The 16,938-nt window shown below is 66.3% G+C and carries 15 protein-coding genes and 1 pseudogene; 3 read left to right on the forward strand and 13 right to left on the reverse strand.

Features of this window, described 5'->3' with window-relative positions; genetic code table 11:
* Positions 1 to 5: 5 nt before the first annotated feature.
* The 5 genes and pseudogenes from AC0L20_RS08905 to AC0L20_RS08925 form a co-directional block, all read right to left on the reverse strand.
* Positions 6 to 636 (reverse strand): annotated as a pseudogene (locus AC0L20_RS08905) (histidine phosphatase family protein).
* Between the two features lie 100 nt (positions 637 to 736).
* Positions 737 to 2,962, reverse strand: a complete 2,226-nt coding sequence (locus AC0L20_RS08910; protein WP_473288510.1) for a PAS domain-containing hybrid sensor histidine kinase/response regulator — start codon at positions 2,960 to 2,962, stop codon at positions 737 to 739.
* 141 nt (positions 2,963 to 3,103) lie between these two features.
* Entirely contained in the window at positions 3,104 to 3,571 is a 468-nt protein-coding gene (locus AC0L20_RS08915; protein WP_063992229.1) for a hypothetical protein, read from the reverse strand.
* A 118-nt stretch (positions 3,572 to 3,689) separates the two neighbouring features.
* Complete coding sequence (locus AC0L20_RS08920) at positions 3,690 to 4,031, reverse strand: hypothetical protein (RefSeq protein ID WP_473288229.1); 342 nt, start codon at positions 4,029 to 4,031, stop codon at positions 3,690 to 3,692.
* A 53-nt stretch (positions 4,032 to 4,084) separates the two neighbouring features.
* Complete coding sequence (locus tag AC0L20_RS08925) at positions 4,085 to 5,623, reverse strand: YifB family Mg chelatase-like AAA ATPase (protein ID WP_456766938.1); 1,539 nt, start codon at positions 5,621 to 5,623, stop codon at positions 4,085 to 4,087.
* 226 nt (positions 5,624 to 5,849) lie between these two features.
* Between AC0L20_RS08925 and AC0L20_RS08930 the strand changes: the two genes are divergently transcribed.
* Positions 5,850 to 6,095 (forward strand): PilZ domain-containing protein, encoded by a 246-nt coding sequence (locus AC0L20_RS08930; protein WP_007598461.1) that lies wholly within the window; start codon positions 5,850 to 5,852, stop codon positions 6,093 to 6,095.
* Between the two features lie 80 nt (positions 6,096 to 6,175).
* Positions 6,176 to 6,961, forward strand: a complete 786-nt coding sequence (locus tag AC0L20_RS08935) for a tetratricopeptide repeat protein (protein ID WP_473288230.1) — start codon at positions 6,176 to 6,178, stop codon at positions 6,959 to 6,961.
* Positions 6,962 to 6,984: 23 nt separating this feature from the next.
* On the opposite strand, the gene AC0L20_RS08940 is transcribed toward AC0L20_RS08935, so the two are convergent.
* From AC0L20_RS08940 to rsmI, 7 genes are all read right to left on the reverse strand, one after another.
* Complete coding sequence (locus AC0L20_RS08940; protein ID WP_106943964.1) at positions 6,985 to 8,274, reverse strand: CpaE/TadZ family protein; 1,290 nt, start codon at positions 8,272 to 8,274, stop codon at positions 6,985 to 6,987.
* Positions 8,271 to 9,005 carry a CpaD family pilus assembly protein gene (locus AC0L20_RS08945; protein ID WP_473288231.1) on the reverse strand — a complete coding sequence of 245 codons (735 nt, stop codon included), beginning with the start codon at positions 9,003 to 9,005 and terminating at the stop codon, positions 8,271 to 8,273. The genes AC0L20_RS08940 and AC0L20_RS08945 overlap by 4 nt, the downstream gene beginning before the upstream one ends.
* Before the next feature lie 57 nt (positions 9,006 to 9,062).
* Positions 9,063 to 10,580, reverse strand: a complete 1,518-nt coding sequence (locus AC0L20_RS08950; protein ID WP_473288511.1) for a type II and III secretion system protein family protein — start codon at positions 10,578 to 10,580, stop codon at positions 9,063 to 9,065.
* 10 nt (positions 10,581 to 10,590) lie between these two features.
* Positions 10,591 to 11,394, reverse strand: a complete 804-nt coding sequence (cpaB, locus tag AC0L20_RS08955) for a Flp pilus assembly protein CpaB (protein WP_473288232.1) — start codon at positions 11,392 to 11,394, stop codon at positions 10,591 to 10,593.
* Between the two features lie 373 nt (positions 11,395 to 11,767).
* Positions 11,768 to 12,712, reverse strand: a complete 945-nt coding sequence (gshB, locus tag AC0L20_RS08960; RefSeq protein ID WP_211395035.1) for a glutathione synthase — start codon at positions 12,710 to 12,712, stop codon at positions 11,768 to 11,770.
* A 10-nt stretch (positions 12,713 to 12,722) separates the two neighbouring features.
* A complete protein-coding gene (locus tag AC0L20_RS08965; RefSeq protein ID WP_473288233.1) occupies positions 12,723 to 13,115 on the reverse strand; it encodes a YraN family protein in 393 nt (130 codons plus the stop codon).
* Positions 13,102 to 14,052: a 16S rRNA (cytidine(1402)-2'-O)-methyltransferase gene (gene rsmI, locus AC0L20_RS08970; RefSeq protein ID WP_473288234.1), complete on the reverse strand. Its 951-nt coding sequence runs from the start codon at positions 14,050 to 14,052 to the stop codon at positions 13,102 to 13,104. Before rsmI ends, AC0L20_RS08965 begins: the two co-directional genes overlap by 14 nt.
* A gap of 345 nt (positions 14,053 to 14,397) precedes the next feature.
* On the opposite strand from rsmI, the gene AC0L20_RS08975 reads away from it, so the two are divergent.
* Positions 14,398 to 15,651 (forward strand): penicillin-binding protein activator, encoded by a 1,254-nt coding sequence (locus AC0L20_RS08975; protein WP_473288235.1) that lies wholly within the window; start codon positions 14,398 to 14,400, stop codon positions 15,649 to 15,651.
* A gap of 101 nt (positions 15,652 to 15,752) precedes the next feature.
* Here AC0L20_RS08975 and hemW read toward each other — a convergent pair whose 3' ends face one another.
* The gene (gene hemW / locus AC0L20_RS08980; RefSeq protein ID WP_473288512.1) at positions 15,753 to 16,937 is read right to left on the reverse strand and encodes a radical SAM family heme chaperone HemW; all 1,185 of its coding nucleotides are present in this window, start codon (positions 16,935 to 16,937) and stop codon (positions 15,753 to 15,755) included.
* Position 16,938 lies beyond the last annotated feature (1 nt).

Below are 16,938 nucleotides of genomic sequence, written 5' to 3' on the forward strand. Positions count from 1 at the left end.
GTGGCTCACTTGCCTGCCTTCGCGGTCCAATCCGCAGGCTTGATGCGCCCTGCGAAAGCCGCCGCACCGGTGGTGCTTGCCCGGTAGACGAAAGCTTCGCCTTCCTGCACGTCCCCGGCCTCCTTGCCGAAGGCATCGGCGATGTTGGTCTTGTGGGTAACCAGGAAGGTGTTGGTGCCGGCCTTGGGCGGCGCATCGACGAGCTGCCGCACGGCCTGGCCCGCCTTTGCATTGGCACCGGTGGGATTTGCCATGCCAGACGCGCTCGCGTTGCTGCTGTCCGTCAATGCATCGACCGGCTTGACCTCGCGACCGGAGATCAGTCTGCCCGCCTCGATCGCGCGGTTCAGCTCGCTCGTGTAGACGTCGCCGATCGGGATCGCGAGTTCCTTGATGGCCGTCCCGATCTGGCGCGCCATGTCGCGGCCCTTTTCACTGAGCTGACGCTGGGCCACTCATGTCGTCGAACTTGAAAGGGTAGACATCCTTTTGGCTGTCGTCGGTGGCGGTGTGGCGAAACACCAGCACGTAGCCGCCTTCCTTGAGCGAGGCGATCAGCTGCGAGCTATCGGCCGCGGTGGCAGGGGTGGAACCACAGAGAAGGATCACAAAGGCGAGGCGGCAAAGCATGTTCATGCGAAAACCTCTGCTTAATGCCCCAGAGGATGGTGACGCGCGCCGCGGTCGATTTCAATTGTCGATTGCCGGCCGAGATCGGGTTCCCAAGAAATCCGGATCAAACCGCCAGCTGCCGCGCCGCCGCCAGCCCGGCCAGCGCCTCTTCCAGCTTCTCGCGATCGAGCGGCTTGATCAGAAACCCGTTCATGCCCGCTTCAAAGCAGGCGTAGCGATCTTCCACCAGCGTGTTGGCGGTGAGCGCGAGGATCGGCGTGTGGTGGCCGCCTCTCACTGCCTCATGCGCACGGATTCGTTTTGTCGTTTCGATGCCGTCGAGCTGCGGCATCTGGATGTCCATCAGCACGAGATCATAGGGCGTGCCGGCCGATGCCGCGCCGAGCCAGGATTCCAGCGCGGCCTCGCCATTGATCGCGATGACGACGCGGTGGCCGAGTTTCGTCAGCAGCGAGCGCATCAATAGCGCGTTGATCTCGTTGTCCTCGGCGACGAGAACCGACAGGCCTTTCGCCGCTACCGCGCCCGTGGATGGGGCCGACGGCTCCGGCGCGAGATCGGGCGAGGCGACCTCCGGGGGCAGCGCGAGGCGTGCGGCGAGTGAGGCCGCGCGCAGCGGCTTCACCAGGAAGCCGGTGAAGGCCGGCGAGAGTTTCTCGTGGCGCGAGCCCGACGTCAGCAGCACGAGGCGCTGCGTCGCATGGCTGCGTGCGGCTTCGCCGAGGCGATCGGCGATGGCAGCGCCGAGCGCGCGATCGATCAGCACCGAATGCCATGAGCGTTCCGGCAGCAGCGCTTCCGCCACCGCCGCGTCCGTCACCATGCAGGTCTGGCCACCCCAGCGCTCCAGCCGCCGCGCGATCAGCGAGGCCTCGATGCCGTCGGCGATCAGCAGGATCGACTTGCCCGTGAGATCAGGACTCGGGAACGCCGTCGGTTCCGCGTCGACGGCGGATGACACCAGCGGTACCGCGACCTCGAAGGTCGCGCCCTTGCCCGGCTCGCTTGTGAGCGTGATGCGGCCGCCCATGCGCTTGACGATGCGCTCGCTGATGGCGAGACCGAGGCCGGTGCCGCCATGGGTGCGGGCGACGCGTTCGTCTGCCTGCTCGAATTCGCGAAAGATGCGCTGTTGCGCTTCCGGTGCAATGCCAATGCCGGTGTCGCGCACCAGAAAACTGATCTCGTTCGGCCAGATGCCGGGCTCGACGATCAGCGCGACGCCGCCGCTCGCAGTGAACTTGATGGCGTTGCCGGCGAGGTTGAGCAGCACCTGGCGCAGCCGCGCGGCGTCGCCGACCAGTTCGAGCGGCAGCCGCTCGTCGACATAGGCGGCGATCTCGAGCTGCTTTGCCTGCGCGCGCGGCGCGAGCAGCTCGGTGATGTCCTCGATCAGGGCCGAGAGCGCGAAGGGACGCTGCTCGAGATCGAGCTTGCCGGCTTCGATCTTGGAATAGTCGAGCAACTCCTCGATCAGCGCCATCAGCGCTTCGCCGGAGGTCTTCACGGCCTTGGCGTAGGTCGACTGCTCCGGCGTCAGCGTGGTGTCGAGCAGCAGCCCGCCCATGCCGATGATGCCGTTGAGCGGCGTGCGGATCTCGTGCGACGCCATCGCCAGGAAGCGCGATTTCGCCCGGTTGGCGGCGTCGGCCTGGTCGCGGGCCTCGGACAGCGCACGCTCGGTCTCGGTGCGGTCGGTGACGTCGCGTCCGACGCTTTGCAATTCGGCGGGTTGGCCGGCGTCGAGGCGGACATAGCCTTCGCGCCAGGCGATCCAGCGCGCGCCGAGCGGGGTTGCGATCTTCTGGTCGTGAATGCGCGTGCCGTTGCTTTCGCGGGCGCTGTCGCCCTGCTCCAGCACCTCGAAATCAAAGCGCGCGCCGACCAGGGCGCCGCGCGCCTGTCCGGCAAGCGCGCAATAGGCGTCGTTAGCGAAGGTGATGCGGCCGCTCGTGTCGCGCAGCACGATCAGATCGCCCTGCTGTTCGAACAGGCTGCGAGCGCGTTCTTCCGCTTCCTTCAGCTCCCAATTGCGGTCGATCAGCGTTTCGTTGTGGGCAGCCAGCGCACGCATCCGCTTGTTGACGAAGCGCAGGCGCATGCTGAGCGTGGCTAGGCCGAGGCAGGCGAGCGCGAACAGGAAGCTGACGCCGATCGCAAACGCATTGGGATCGTAGCCGGACGTCTCGGATCGGCTGCCAGAGACAAACCCATAGGCGCCGCCGAAGGTCGCCGAAAAGATCATGGTGGAGCGGATCGCGAAGGCGACTCGGGGGTACTGTCGCCTGAAGCGGCGCATGCGCACCTTGATCCGGAACGTCCGATCCATCGCCACCGACCCGACTCTTTTCGTAAAAACGCTGTGCTCGCTGTCAACGACGATGTGCCGTCGACCTTGCGAACAGTTTGAGGCCCTGCGACCGCCTCCAAACAGGGTTGACGAGGTGTTAACGGCCCAAAGCGAGGCGGTTCAAAGCGAAGCGGCCTGGAGATGGCGGTGGCCGCCGCGGGCGCCGACGATCAGCGCCGCCGCCTCGCGTTGGGAGAAGGTCTTCGAGCGTACATAGACGCGGTAATCCGCCGGCCCCTCGCTGGAGAGATAGATCACCTGACCGCCGTCGACGGGCTGCGCCGCAATCGAGATCAGGCGCGTCGAGGGGTTGGCCTGGCAGGACTCCGATTCCGAACCGGGGCCGTCGTCGACGACCGCGAAGTCAGCCGCGTCCGCATCCTCCGTGATCTGAACCCGCACCGTGGCACGCGCGGGATCATCGGTGAAGGCGACATGCACGCCGGCGGTCCAGAACAGCGACGTCAGCTCGACCGAGGTGTCGCCGAGGGCGATGCAGGGATGCGAGACCGATCCGATCTCGCTGCGGGCAAACACCGCGGCCGCCAACAGGGGAACAACCGAGGCCAGGATCTTGAAACGCAACATGACACGCTACTCGCCAGGCCCTGTACGGGAACTGATGGGCCTTATGGTTTGCAGAGCGTAAAGGAAACTCGTTACCGCCGGGTTGATGCCGGTATCGGAGGATGAGAGTCGCGATCGGTTAGGCGCTTTTGTCGGTTTTTCGCTCGACTTCAGTGAGAACCAAATAGCTGTTCTTGCCAAAGCTGATCGCCCACAGCGCCGCCCAGGCACCCCACCTGTTCCTGACCTCGATCTCGAGGGTTTGGCCGGGACTGGTGCGAACGACGAGCGGCTGGCTCCTGCCCCAATCAATGCTCGCATCGATCGTGCAGGTGCCGGCCGGCAGCGTGATCTCCAACAAATCGTTGCGTGCAAGCTTCCCAACGCTGGTCCCGTTGACCCACAGCTCGTACGACCTCAGCCAATCGGCATATTGGGACGCACGAACAAATCTGATGGTGCAGGCATTCGCATCGGTCATGATTCAATCTCGGGCATGGTGATGTTGTCGAGAAAGCTGCGGCGGCGCATCGCTCACGCCAGCTGCCGCACATCCTCCGCGAGCGCGCGGTAGGACAGCGCCTCGGCGAGATGCAGCCTGCCGATCTTGTCGGCACGATCGAGATCGGCCAGCGTGCGCGCCACCCGGAGCACGCGGTGATAGCCTCGCGCCGATAGCCGCATCGTCTCGGCGGCGTCGCGCAGCAGCTTCTGGCCTTGCGCATCCGGCTTGGCGATCTCCTCCAGCACCGAGGCCGGGGCTTCGGCGTTGGTGCGAACCTTCGGCAGGCCGGCATCCGCGTAGCGCGCGAGCTGGATGTCGCGGGCGGCGGCCACGCGCGCGGCGACTTCGGCCGAGCCCTCTGCCGGCGGCGGCAGGATCAAATCGGCGGCGGTCACCGCGGGAACCTCGATGCGCAAATCGATGCGGTCCATCAGTGGCCCCGAGATGCGGGCCTGGTAGTCGCCGGTGCAGCGATCGATGCGGCCGCGCTTGCAGGCATAGCCGGGCTCGAACGCATTGCCGCAGCGGCAGGGATTCATCGCGGCGACCAGCATGAAGCGTGCGGGATAGGTGACGCGGTGATTGGCGCGGGACACCGACACCTCGCCGTTCTCCAGCGGCTGGCGCAGCGAATCCAGCACGCGCGGATCGAATTCGGGGAGCTCGTCGAGGAACAGCACGCCCTGATGCGCGAGCGAGATCTCGCCGGGCCGTGCGCGCATGCCGCCGCCGGTGAGCGCGGCCATGCTGGCGGAATGATGCGGCGATCGGAACGGCCGCCGCGCCGTCAGCGCGCCGCCCTCGATCTCGCCGGCAACAGAAGCGATCATCGAGACCTCGAGCAACTCGCCCGGTGACAGCGGTGGCAGGATCGAGGGTAGGCGTGCCGCCAGCATCGATTTGCCGGCGCCGGGCGCGCCGATCATGAGCAGGTGATGGCCGCCGGCGGCCGCGATCTCCAGCGCCCGCTTGGCACTCTCCTGGCCCTTGATGTCGCGCAGGTCGAGCGGCGAGCTTGCTGCTTCATGCACCTTCGGCACAGGCCGCGACAGCACCTGCGTTCCCTTGAAATGGTTGGCGATCTGGATCAGCGAACTCGCGGCGATGATCTGGATGTCCGGGCTCGCCCACGCCGCTTCCGAGCCGCAAGCTGCCGGACAGATCAGCCCCTCCTCGCGCACATTGGCGCCGATCGCGGCCGGAAGGACACCGGCCACCGGCGCGATCGATCCGTCGAGGCCAAGCTCGCCCAGAACGGTGAAGCCGGTCAGCGCATCCGGCGGGATCGCGCCGATCGCCCCCATCAGCCCAAGCGCGATCGGCAGGTCATAATGGCTGCCCTCCTTGGGCAGATCGGCGGGCGCGAGATTGACGGTGATCCGCCGCGCCGGCAGCGCCAGCCCCGAGGCGATCAGCGCCGAGCGGACCCGCTCACGCGCCTCCGACACCGCCTTGTCCGGGAGACCGACGATCGCGAAGGCCGGAAGACCCGGCGCGACCTGCACCTGCACGTCGACCGCGCGGGCCTCGATCCCCTCAAAGGCGACGGTAGAAACCCGCTGAACCATGCCCGAACCAGCCTGCCCTTTTGCACAATTAGGGGTAGCAGAGCGGGCCGGTTCTTGCAAGAACAATACAGGAACATACTCAGGAGCCGGGAGGCCCTAATCGATCGTAAACACGACGAAGACACTACGCCTCGAATGCAAGCTGCTCTGCTCAGCACATCCCAACGAATGTCCGCTACTCCTAGGGGTGCGGGATGGGCCGTGGTCTAACGGGTGAACAATTCAAATGCTTGCAAATCGCCGGAGAAGCGAACGACGGATGTGCACGCGGCTCGCCAAGATTCATTTTGGCGCGGGTTCGCTGCCGCGGGACTGCACGATCACCGATATTTCGGATGGCGGCGTGAAAGTGGTGGCGGAATTCCTGGAAGTGCCGCCGCAATTCACCATCATCTTCGCGCCGGACTATTCCCGCCAGTGCCGCCTGCGCTGGCGCATCGGCTGCGAGTTCGGCGCTGAATTCACCGACTGAGCTATCGGAAGCTCCCCGCCTTAACGGGACTTTAGCGTTAATCGGTAAGCATCTCTGATCAGTCGCCGAGTGATCAGAGTATGTCCAAGCGTTTGTCCGTCGCCTCTCCTCCGGCGAGATATCTGTTTTCCGCGCTTCTGATCCTGGCCCTCGGCGGCTGTCAGACCACTGGCATCGAGGACATCACCGGCGCGCTCGGCGGAAAGTCGGACACGGCTGGCAGGGCCGACGCCAAGCCGGACGTGAAGCCGGACATGGACGCGCTGCGCGAGCGCTACCGCGCCAAGCCTGGCGATCCCAACGTCGCGCTCGAATACGGCAAGGCGTTGCGCCAGACCGGCCAGCGCGCGCAGGCGCTCGCGGTGCTGGAGCAGGCCGTGCTCGCCCATTCCAGCAACAAGGCGCTGCTCGCCGGCTACGGCCGCGCGCTCGCCGACAGCGGCAGTTTCCAGCAGGCGTTCGACGTCCTCGGCCGCGCGCATTCGCCCGAGGATCCCGACTGGCGTATCCTGTCGGCGCAGGGCGCCGCGCTCGATCAGCTCGGCCGCAACGAGGAAGCGCAGCAATATTACGCCGCCGCGCTCAAGATCGTGCCGGACGAGCCGTCGGTGCTGTCCAATCTCGGACTGTCCTACATGCTGCAGAACAATCTGCCGCGGGCAGAGGAAACGATGCGCCGGGCGCACGCGCGCAATCCCGCCGATTCGCGCGTGCGCGCCAATCTCGCGCTCGTGCTGGGACTGGAAGGAAAGCAGGCGGAGGCCGAAACCATCGTCAAGGCGGACCTGCCGCCGGATCAGGCGGCGGCAAAGGTCACGGCGCTTCGGCAATTGCTGGTGAAGAAGCAGCAGCGGGCGGAGAAGTAACCGCGCGCGTCAGAATGCCTTGGTTACGACGCTTTGCGATGCGGGGCTGACCCGCGCCCCGACCTGCCCTTCAGCTTCTTCAGCAGCGGCCCGAGCAGCGAGCGCTTTGGCTTCTTCACCTCGCCGCGCCCGGCGAGGCGGTTCGCCATGTTCTGGAACAGCTCGGTCGTGCGGTGGCTCTTGGAGACCTCCGCGATCATCTGGCCGTTGTTGGCCGCGGTCGAGAACAGCTTCGAGTCGAACGGGATCACCGCGATCGGCTGGCTCTCCATGGTCTTGGCGAAGGCCTTGACCTCGATCTCCGCACGCTTGGGCATGCCGACCTGGTTGATGCAGTAGAGCGGTGGCCGGTCGTTCGGCCGCGCCGCCTTCAACACGTTCAGCATGTTCTTGGTGTTGCGCAGGTTCGCAAGATCGGGCTCGGCCACGATCACGATGTCGTCCGCGTTGACCAGCGCGCGTCGCGTCCAGCCCGACCATTGGTGGGGAACGTCGAGCACGATGCAGGGCGTGGTCATCCGCAGCGTGTCGAACACCGCATCGAAGGCCTCCGCGCCGAAATCGTAGACGCGGTCAAGGGTGGCAGGCGCGGCAAGGAGGCTGAGACGCTCGGTGCATTTGGAGAGCAGACGCTCCATCAGGGCCGTGTCCGGCCGATCCTGCGACAGCACCGCATTGGCGATGCCCTGCACCGGGTCTTGGTTGTAGTCGAGACCGGCGGTGCCGAAGGCGAGGTCGAGATCGATCACGACGGAATCGAGCGCGAGGTCGCGGGCGATGGTCCAGGCCACATTGTGCGCGACGGTGGAGGCACCGACACCGCCCTTGGCGCCGACCACCGCGATGACGCGGCCGGTGATGATGGTTTCGGATGCCGAGAACAGGCTGCAGATCGAGCGGACGACGTCGAGCGTTTCGACCGGTCCCACCACATAGTCGTTGACGCCGCGGCGGACCAGCTCGCGATACGGCGCGGTGTCGTTGGGATTGCCGATCACGACCACACGGGTGCCGGGATCGCAGACGCCGGCGAGGTCGTCGAGGCCCTCGAGGATGTCGCGCGTGCCGTCGGATTCGATCACGATGACGTTCGGCGTCGGCATCGTTTCATAGACTTCGATTGCCGCAGCTAAGCCACCGTCCTTGGCGGTGAGGTGCGCCTTGGCGAGACGGCGATCCTGCCCGGCCGCGGTCACCGCGGCGAGCGTCTGCTCGGTCTCGCAAAAGGCCTGCACGGAGATGCGAGGAACCGGCGCAATGTGTTCCTCGGGGTGCTGCGGATCGTCCGCTTCTTCGTCGTGGACGCGTGTCATCTGCCTGTATCGCTGAGTTTGGCCTTGTCGGCGTCTGGATTGGTGGTCCCGATCGGCGTGCCCTTGCGATAGCGCTCGAAGGCCATGTCGCGCCGTGCGTTGTAGGCCGGCGTCTCCGACCGCGGCTGCTCGAGGTCGGCCGGATTGTCGATCATTGCCGCGAGGTTGCGCTGGCTGGCGCAACCCAGATTGAAATAGGGCCGGTTCTCGTTGTAGCCGGGGTCGAGGATGGAGGGGCCGAGATCTTCCGGCCACAGCCAACGGGGGCCCGCGACCGCGGCGATCCGGGAATAGCTCAGACGGATGGTGGGCAGCAGTCCGGGATCCTCGGGCCGATAGGGATGCTGGACGATGGCACGCGAGGGCACGCCGACGGATGCGAGCACGGAACGGATCTCGTGATAGGTCGCTGCCGCCGCGCGCGAATTTGCAGCGTTGACGGGGACGTCAACGACGACCGAGCCGGTACCTTCGCGCACCCAGTCCCGGGCGATGCCGGCGACGTCCGCGTGCTGCGCGGCCGAGAGGCCGCCGCGAGCCTTGCCGACGAAGATCACGATCGACTTCTTGGCTTCCTCGACCGCGATTGGGTGACGCTGACGATAGTCGGTCGGCACCGTCTGGGTGACGATCTCGCCGGTGGTGTTGCAGGCGCCCAGCATGACGGAGAGCCCCGTCAGTGCCAGCGCCACGCTCAACTTGCGACGTCGATCGGCCATGGTCTTCGTCATCGCTTCATCCCCTCGTGCCCCGTCTCTTGTCCCGTTCCCCAAGCCGTCCGTTCGTCATCAGTCGATGATGAAGCCGAAATCACCGGGCGTGCCCGCGATCGGATCGACGCGGCGCGCGATGCCATAGAGGCGGTTCATGCGGCCGAGCAGCGCCGTCTGGGCGTCGGACGCCGGCGCGAAGCCGTCGTCGGGCCGGGAGAGTTCCTTCTGAGCCACCGCGCGCACCACATAGGGCGTCACGATCACCATCAGCTCAGTCTCGTTGTTGACGAAGTCCTGGCTGCGGAACAGCGCGCCGATGATCGGCACCTGGTCGACGCCGGGCAGGCCGTTGATCGCCTGTTTGGTCTGCTGCTGGATCAGGCCGGCCATCGCCATCGAACCGCCCGAGGGAATTTCCAGTGTCGTTTCGGCGCGGCGGGTCTGGATCGAGGGAATGGTGATCGAGTTGGTCGAGCTCGACGACAGCGCCTGGGTCACCGTGATGGCGCTCTGGTTCGACAGCTCGGACACCTCGGTCATCACGCGCAGGCTGATCCGGCCCTCGCTCAATACGACCGGGGTAAAGTTCAGGGAGATGCCGAACTTCTTGTAGGTGATCTGGGTAGTGCAAACGTGGGTGACGGGATCGCAGGCATAGCCCGACGGAATGGGGAATTCGCCGCCGGCGATGAAGGTGGCGGATTCGCCGGAGATCGCGGTCAGGCTCGGCTCGGCGAGCGTGCGCATGACGCCCGCGCTTTCCATCGCGCGCATCGTGGCGCTGACGGTCGCGAAGCCCTTGGTGAGGCCGGCGACACCTAATCCGTTGTTGCTGACGATCGGTCCGCCGCTGACCGAGAACGGGTTGGAATTGTTGAAGTTCACCACCGCGGTGCCGGCATTCAGGCTGGCACTGAGATCGACGCCCAACTGCTTGACGATATCGCGGCGCACTTCGCCGACGACGACCTTGAGCATCACCTGGTCGCGGCCGCGCACGACGATGTTGTTGACCACCTTCTCGGAGCCGCCGACCAGTTTGGCGGCGACGTCGCCGGCCTGCTGGGCCTCGACCGGGCTCGACACCGAGCCGGTGAGCATCACGCTGTCGCCGACACCTTCGATCTGCACGCCCGGCAGCGACTGACGCAGCGCCGTGCGCATGCCGTTGAGATCGCGCTTCACCGCGATGTCGTAGGCGGCCACCTGCTGGCCGTCGGCGGCGAAGAACACGACGTTGGTCTGGCCGACCTGTCCGCCGATGATATAGGCGCGTTGGGCCGAGCGGATCACGGCATTGGCGATCTTGGGATCGGCGACCAGCACGTCCTTGACGTCGCGCGGCAGGTCGATCACGGCGGACTTGCCGACGCCGAGCGACAGGAAGCGCGTCTTCGCCGGTGCAATCGTCCCGACCGGCGACACGTCGAGATCCGCTGCCTGCATGGGCGCCTGGTCGCCGACCGGCGCATCCGCGGCGCTGACGACATCGGGGGCTGCGAGCAGCCCCAGGATCAGCATCGTCCCCGTCCAGACCGAGCACGCGCGATTCCCCCGAATGCGCATGCCCGTCCGATCATCCCCAAAGTTCATCATATCCCCATCACTTCTGTGACGTCAGTTGCCGCGCCTGTACGCCGTAGCGGATCACGTTGACCCCGCCGGACCGCTTGCTCGCCTGGTCCTCGGGCGCGCTGTCGACCGAGTTGGCATCGACGATGCTGCGCAGCGCGAGTGTCAGCGTGCCGCCCTGGCGCGCTGCCGAGAGCGTGGCGACCTGGTCGGGCTTGAGCTCGAGCGTGACGGTCCTGCCGACGACGGCGTTCTGGCCGTCCTTTTCCTTCGGCGCCTGGTCGATCGCGAGCACGCGGATATTGGTCAGGATCGCCTCGGACAGGATGAGGTCGTTACCGGCCGCCCCGTCGGGATTCTTCAGGCGGCGGGTCAGCACGATGTCGACGCGGTCATTCGGCAGGATGAAGCCGCCGGCGGCAGTCTCGGCTGAAATCTCGGTGGAGACGGCGCGCATGCCCGACGGCAGGATCGCGGCCATGAAGCCGGAGCCGTCGGCCTTGACCAGCTTCTGCTCGCGGATCGGCTCGCCCTGCATCAGCGGCACGCGTGCGATCGAGCCTGCGATCTGGATCTGCGCCTCGGGCCTGTTGTCGCGGCGGATGAAGGCGCTGCTCGCGGTCGCCGCCGGCCAGACCTGCCATTGCAGGTCCTCGGGCTTCACGGCTTGACCGAGCTGGATGTCGTTCTTGGCGACCAGGACCTCGACCGTCGGCAGCTTTTCGGCGACGGGGAGAACGGGCGCGGGCTTGTTGTCATAGCCGCTCGCCAGATACGCAGCGACGCCGCCGGCGCCCAGTGCGATGACGAGAACGACAATGCGTGCGGTGTTCATACGCTTCTACTCTTACGCGGGGCACTCGAACCGCACCTGGCGGGTTCCCCAACGTCGATGAGTAGGCAGTAAAAGTATAAGCGGTGTTGCGAGGCCGAATGCGATCGACAGCCGCGCTGTGGTCTTTCGGCAGATGGTGAACGTCGCGTTAGCCGGTCGGCCACTGGCCCCGTAGTTTCACGCAGTCGCAGCCCGTGCGTTCGAATGATGCGCGCCGCGTCATGGTGAATGCGTGGTTAGTGATGGGTGAGGTGATGCCGCGAATGCATCACGTAGCCCGGATGGAGCGCAGCGCAATCCGGGGCCGTTGAATGTGGCGTGGGATCCCGGATTTCGCTGCGCTCCATCCGGGCTACGAGCTACGGGCCGATGCCTACTTCGCCCGCTTCTGCTCGATCACGTCCCAGAGCTTTGCGGCAACGTCCGGTCCGCCGAGCCGCGCGATGGCGCGGATGCCGGTCGGCGAGGTCACGTTGATCTCGGTGAGGTTGCCATTGATGACGTCGATGCCGACGAACAACAGCCCGCGCTCGCGCAGCGCCGGGCCGACGGTGGCGCAGATCTCGCGCTCGCGCGGCGTGAGCTCGGTCTCCTGCGCCGCGCCGCCGCGCACCATGTTGGAGCGGAGGTCGTCGGCGGCCGGCACGCGATTCACCGCGCCGGCGAACTCGCCGTTGATCAGGATGATGCGCTTGTCGCCGTGCTTCACCTCGGGGATGAACTGCTGGATCACCCAGGCTTCCTTGAATGTCACCGAGAACATGTCGAACAGCGAGCCGAAATTCATGTCCTGCGGCATCACGCGGAACACCGCCGCGCCGCCATGGCCGTGCAGCGGCTTCATGACGACGGCGCCGTGCTTGTCGCGAAACGCGTTGATCTCGTCGAGGTCGCGCGAGATCAGCGTCGGCGGCATCAGCTGCGGGAAGTTCATCACGAACAGCTTTTCCGGCGCGTTGCGCACCGAGGCGGGATCGTTGACGACGAGTGTCTTCGGATGGATGCGTTCGAGCAGATGCGTCGAGGTGATATAGGCGAGGTCGAACGGCGGATCCTGGCGCAGCAGCACCACGTCAAAACCGTTGAGCGCCTCGCGCCTGGGCTCGCCCAGGGTGAAATGGTTGCCGGGCTCGTCGCGCACGGTGAGCAGCTGGACGGGAGCGACGATCTCCTCGCCGACCATCGAGAGCTTGTCGGGCGTGTAATAGGACAGGCCGTGGCCGCGCTTCTGCGCCTCCAGGAGCAGCGCAAAGGTGGAATCGCCCTTGATGTTGATGCGGGCGATGGGGTCCATCTGGACGGCGACGTTCAGTTTCATGGTCTGCCTTTCAGGTCGAGGCGTCGAATGCCGCCAACACATGGCGTGGAAGTGACCGCGGCGCAATCAGCATGGCATCGAATCGCATTTCGAATTCCGCATGCTCGGGATGCGCGACGAGCCAGCCTTGTGCGGCGTCGATGATGCGCTGCTGCTGGCGCGGTGTCACGGCGAAGGCGGCATCGTCCAGCGTCGCGCGCGCCTTGACCTCGACGAAGGCGATCAAATTGCGGCGGCGCGCCACGATGTCGATCTCGCCATGCGGCGTGCGGAAGCGCTTGGCGAGGATGCGGTAGCCCTTGGCCATGAGATAGGCCGCGGCGCGGCTTTCCGCGGAGATGCCGGTGCGGAAGGCGGCGACGCGCTCGGGCGAGGGTTCCGGCGGGGCCTCAGTCTTCGCCATCGCCGCCCCGCAGATCTTTGGCAAGCTCGAGCGCGCGGGCATAGACCTCGCGGCGCGGCCGGCCCGAGAGCGCGACCGCATGCGCCACCGCATCCTTGACGCTGTTCGCGGCGAGCTGCTCGCGCAGGACGTGGTCGAGCGCATCCGATGTCAGCATCTCGGCATCCGCCGCAGGTGGAGCGATCACCAGCACGAATTCGCCGCGCGTCTCCAGCGTGTCGGCACCAAGCGCCAGCTCACGCAGCGTCGCGCGCGAAATCTGCTCGTGCAGTTTCGTCAGCTCGCGGCAGATTGCGGCTTCGCGGGTCCCCATGATCTCGGCGAGCTCGGCGAGCGTGTCCTGCACGCGATTGCCGGAGTCGAACATCACCAGCGTCGCATCGATGCGCGCAAGCTCAGTCAGGCGCGATCGGCGCGCGGCCGATTTCGCCGGCAGGAAGCCTTCGAAGAAGAAGCGGTCGGTCGGCAGCGCTGCGACCGACAGCGCTGCCAGCACCGAGGACGGGCCGGGCAGCGCGTAGACCGCGTGGCCGGCGGCGCAGACCTCGCGCACCAGCTTGTAGCCGGGGTCCGAGATCAGCGGCGTGCCGGCGTCCGACACCAGCGCGATCGAGCCGCCCTGCGAAAGCCGCTCCAGGATTTTTGGACGGGCCGCTTCCGCGTTGTGCTCGTGATACTGCTTGAGCTGCGCGGAGATGTCGTAGCGCTCGGTCAAACGCCGCGTGATCCGGGTGTCCTCGCAGGCGATGACATCGACCCCGGCGAGGGTCTGCAGCGCCCGCAGCGTGATGTCGCCGAGATTGCCGATGGGGGTCGCGACCAAATGCAGGCCCGGCGCGGCCTTTGGCGCCGCAAGCCGATGGGCGTCGATGGCGAAACCGCGCGAGGCGGGCTCCGTGATCTCGGGTGTATTTATCGGGGACGGCTTTGCGCGCATAATCAGACGAACTTAGGCATGATCCCCGGGACTGGGAACCGGTCCCCGGAAAAAGATCGTGCCTGGGCGAGGCAAGGGGCAAGGAAGGACTGGAATGTGATCCATTCGGCATCACATTCCCCAGGGAATGAAGCGTCAGCGCCATATTCGCGGCGGAAACGCCGCCTTGATGCTGGGTGATGGACGGCGGACAGCTAGCCAGAACTTGAGAGGAAGCCGCGTTAAGCGGGCATTATCCTTTTGTTTGAGTTAACTATTTGCCGACAATATGCCTGAATCCATGGCCGGTGTCGTGGAAAGAATGTCGTGACCGGCTGGCGACGGTCGGTCAGAAGAGAAACTGTCATGACGGGCCCACGTGATCCCAGATCTCCCTTTTCGGAGGAGTCTCCCGTTCAGGGGCCCCTGATATCGGGGGCGACCCGGCGGAGCGCGCTCGGCTTGTTGCTCGGCACGCCCCTGCTGTCGGCCTGCGCCGGCGTGCAGCAGAGCCTCAGCCAGTTCTCCAATCCGTTCAGCAGTTCCTCTCCGCCTCCGGCCCAGCCGGCCGGCCCGCCACAGCAGGCGACGACCGCCGGCACCGGCGGGGTGAAGGTTGCCGTGATCCTGCCGCTCTCGGCATCCGGCAATGCCGGCCTCGCCGCGCAGTCGATGCGCAATGCCGCCGAGATGGCGCTGGCCGAGTTCCAGAATCCCAACATCCAGCTCCTGATCAAGGACGACAATGGCAGCCCGCAGGGCGCGCAGGCGAGTGCGCAGCAGGCGGTCGACGAGGGCGCCGAGATCATCCTGGGGCCGCTGTTCGCGCAGTCGGTGCCTGCGGTGGCGCAAATCGCGCGCACGCGTGGCATCCCGGTGATGGCGTTCTCGACCGATTCCAGCATCGCCGGCCGCGGTGTCTATCTGCTGAGCTTCCTGCCGGAGTCCGACGTCAACCGCATCGTCGAATATTCCGGCAGCATCGGAAAGCGCTCCGTCGCCGTTCTGGTGCCGGACAATGCTTATGGCAACGTGGTCGAGGCCGCGGTGAAGGCGGCGGTGCCGCGCCGCGGCGGGCGCATCGTCGCGTTCGAGAAATACGGCGCCGATCGCGCCACGCCGGCCCGGACCGTGGCGCAGCAGCTCGGCAGCGCCGATGCGCTGTTCATCGCCGATGATGGCGACGCCGTCGTCTCGGTCGCCGATGCGATGAGCGCGGCGGGTGCGAATTTGCGCAATATCCAGCTGCTCGGCACCGGCCTGTGGGACAGTCCGCGCGTCTATGCCAGCCCAAGCTTGCAAGGCGGGCTCTACGCCGCGCCGGACCCGGCCGGCTTCCGCGCCTTCTCCGGCCGCTATCGCACCAAATACGGCGCCGAGCCCGTGCGCACCGCAACGCTCGCCTATGACGCCGTCGCCCTGGTTGCCGCGCTGGCGCGAACGCAGGGCACCACGCGCTTCTCGTCCGACGTGCTCACCAATCCTTCCGGATTCGCCGGCATCGACGGCCTGTTCCGCTTCCGCGCCGACGGCACCAACGAGCGCGGCCTCGCGGTGATGAAGGTCACGACCGGCGGCGGCGTGGCCGTGGCGGGCTCGCCGAAGAGTTTTGGGGCTTGATCACTTCGTAGCCCGGATGGAGCGGAGCGCAATCCGGGTTCTGTCCGCGTGGCGAGACCGTCCCGGATTGCGCTGCGCTCCATCCGGGCTACGAGATCTCGCTACGCCGCGAGATCGGCGACCACCGCGTCCAGCACCGGAAAGCCGCTGCTGGTCACGCGCAGGCGTCCGGTTGCATCCACCGTGATCGCGCCTTCTTCGCGCAGCAGCGTGATGCGCTTGGGATCGAGCGAGCGGCCTGACAGCGCGCGGTAGCGCTCGGGGTCGATGCCCTCGACGAGGCGCAACCCCATCAGCAAAAATTCGTCGGCGCGTTCTTCGCTGTTGAGGAGATCATCGGTGACGACGCCGTGGCCGTTGGTCTCGACCCGCATCACCCAGGCTTCGGGACGCTTCTCGGTGGCGGTCGCGTGCCTGATACCGTCGATGTCGAGCCGGCCATGGGCACCGGGGCCGATGCCGGCATATTCCTCGCCGCGCCAGTAGACCAGATTGTGCCGGCACTCGGCGCCGCGCCGCGCGTGATTTGAAATCTCGTAGGCGGGCAGGCCGAGCCTGTCGCAGGTCTCCTGCGTGACGTCGTAGAGCGCGCGTGCGACCGCTTCATCCGGCGTCTTCAGCTTGCCGGCCTGATGCAGGCCGAAGAACGGCGTGCCTTCTTCGATCGTCAATTGATAGAGCGACAGATGCTCGGCCGCCTCGCCGATCGCGAGACGCAATTCATCGGCCCACATCGCCGGCGTCTGGTCGGGACGGGCGTAGATCAGGTCGAACGAATAACGGTCGAACGAGCGGCGCGCGATAGCGACGGCATCGAGTGCCTCGCGCGCGCTGTGCATGCGGCCGAGCGCTTTCAGCGAGGCATCGTCGAGCGCCTGCACGCCGAGCGAGACGCGATTGACGCCGGCGGCGCGATAACCGGCAAAGCGCGTGGCTTCGACACTGGTCGGGTTTGCCTCCAGCGTGACTTCGACGTCTTTCGCCACGGTCCAGTGCTTGCCGATGGCGTCGAGCACAGCGCCGACGGTTGCAGGCTGCATGAGCGAGGGTGTGCCGCCGCCGAGAAAGATCGAGGTGACTTCGCGGCCGGGCGCGCGCTCGGCGGTCGCAGCGATCTCGCGCGCGAAAGCCGACGCAAAGCGCGCCTCGTCGATCGCGGCGTGGCGGACATGGCTGTTGAAGTCGCAATAGGGGCACTTCGACAGGCAGAACGGCCAGTGCACGTAGACGCCGAAGGCTTCGGATTCTTGTTTTGACGCGTTTTCCTGGCGCGAACCGGTATCCACT

The sequence above is a fragment of the Bradyrhizobium sp. Kon58 genome (genome assembly GCF_055807455.1).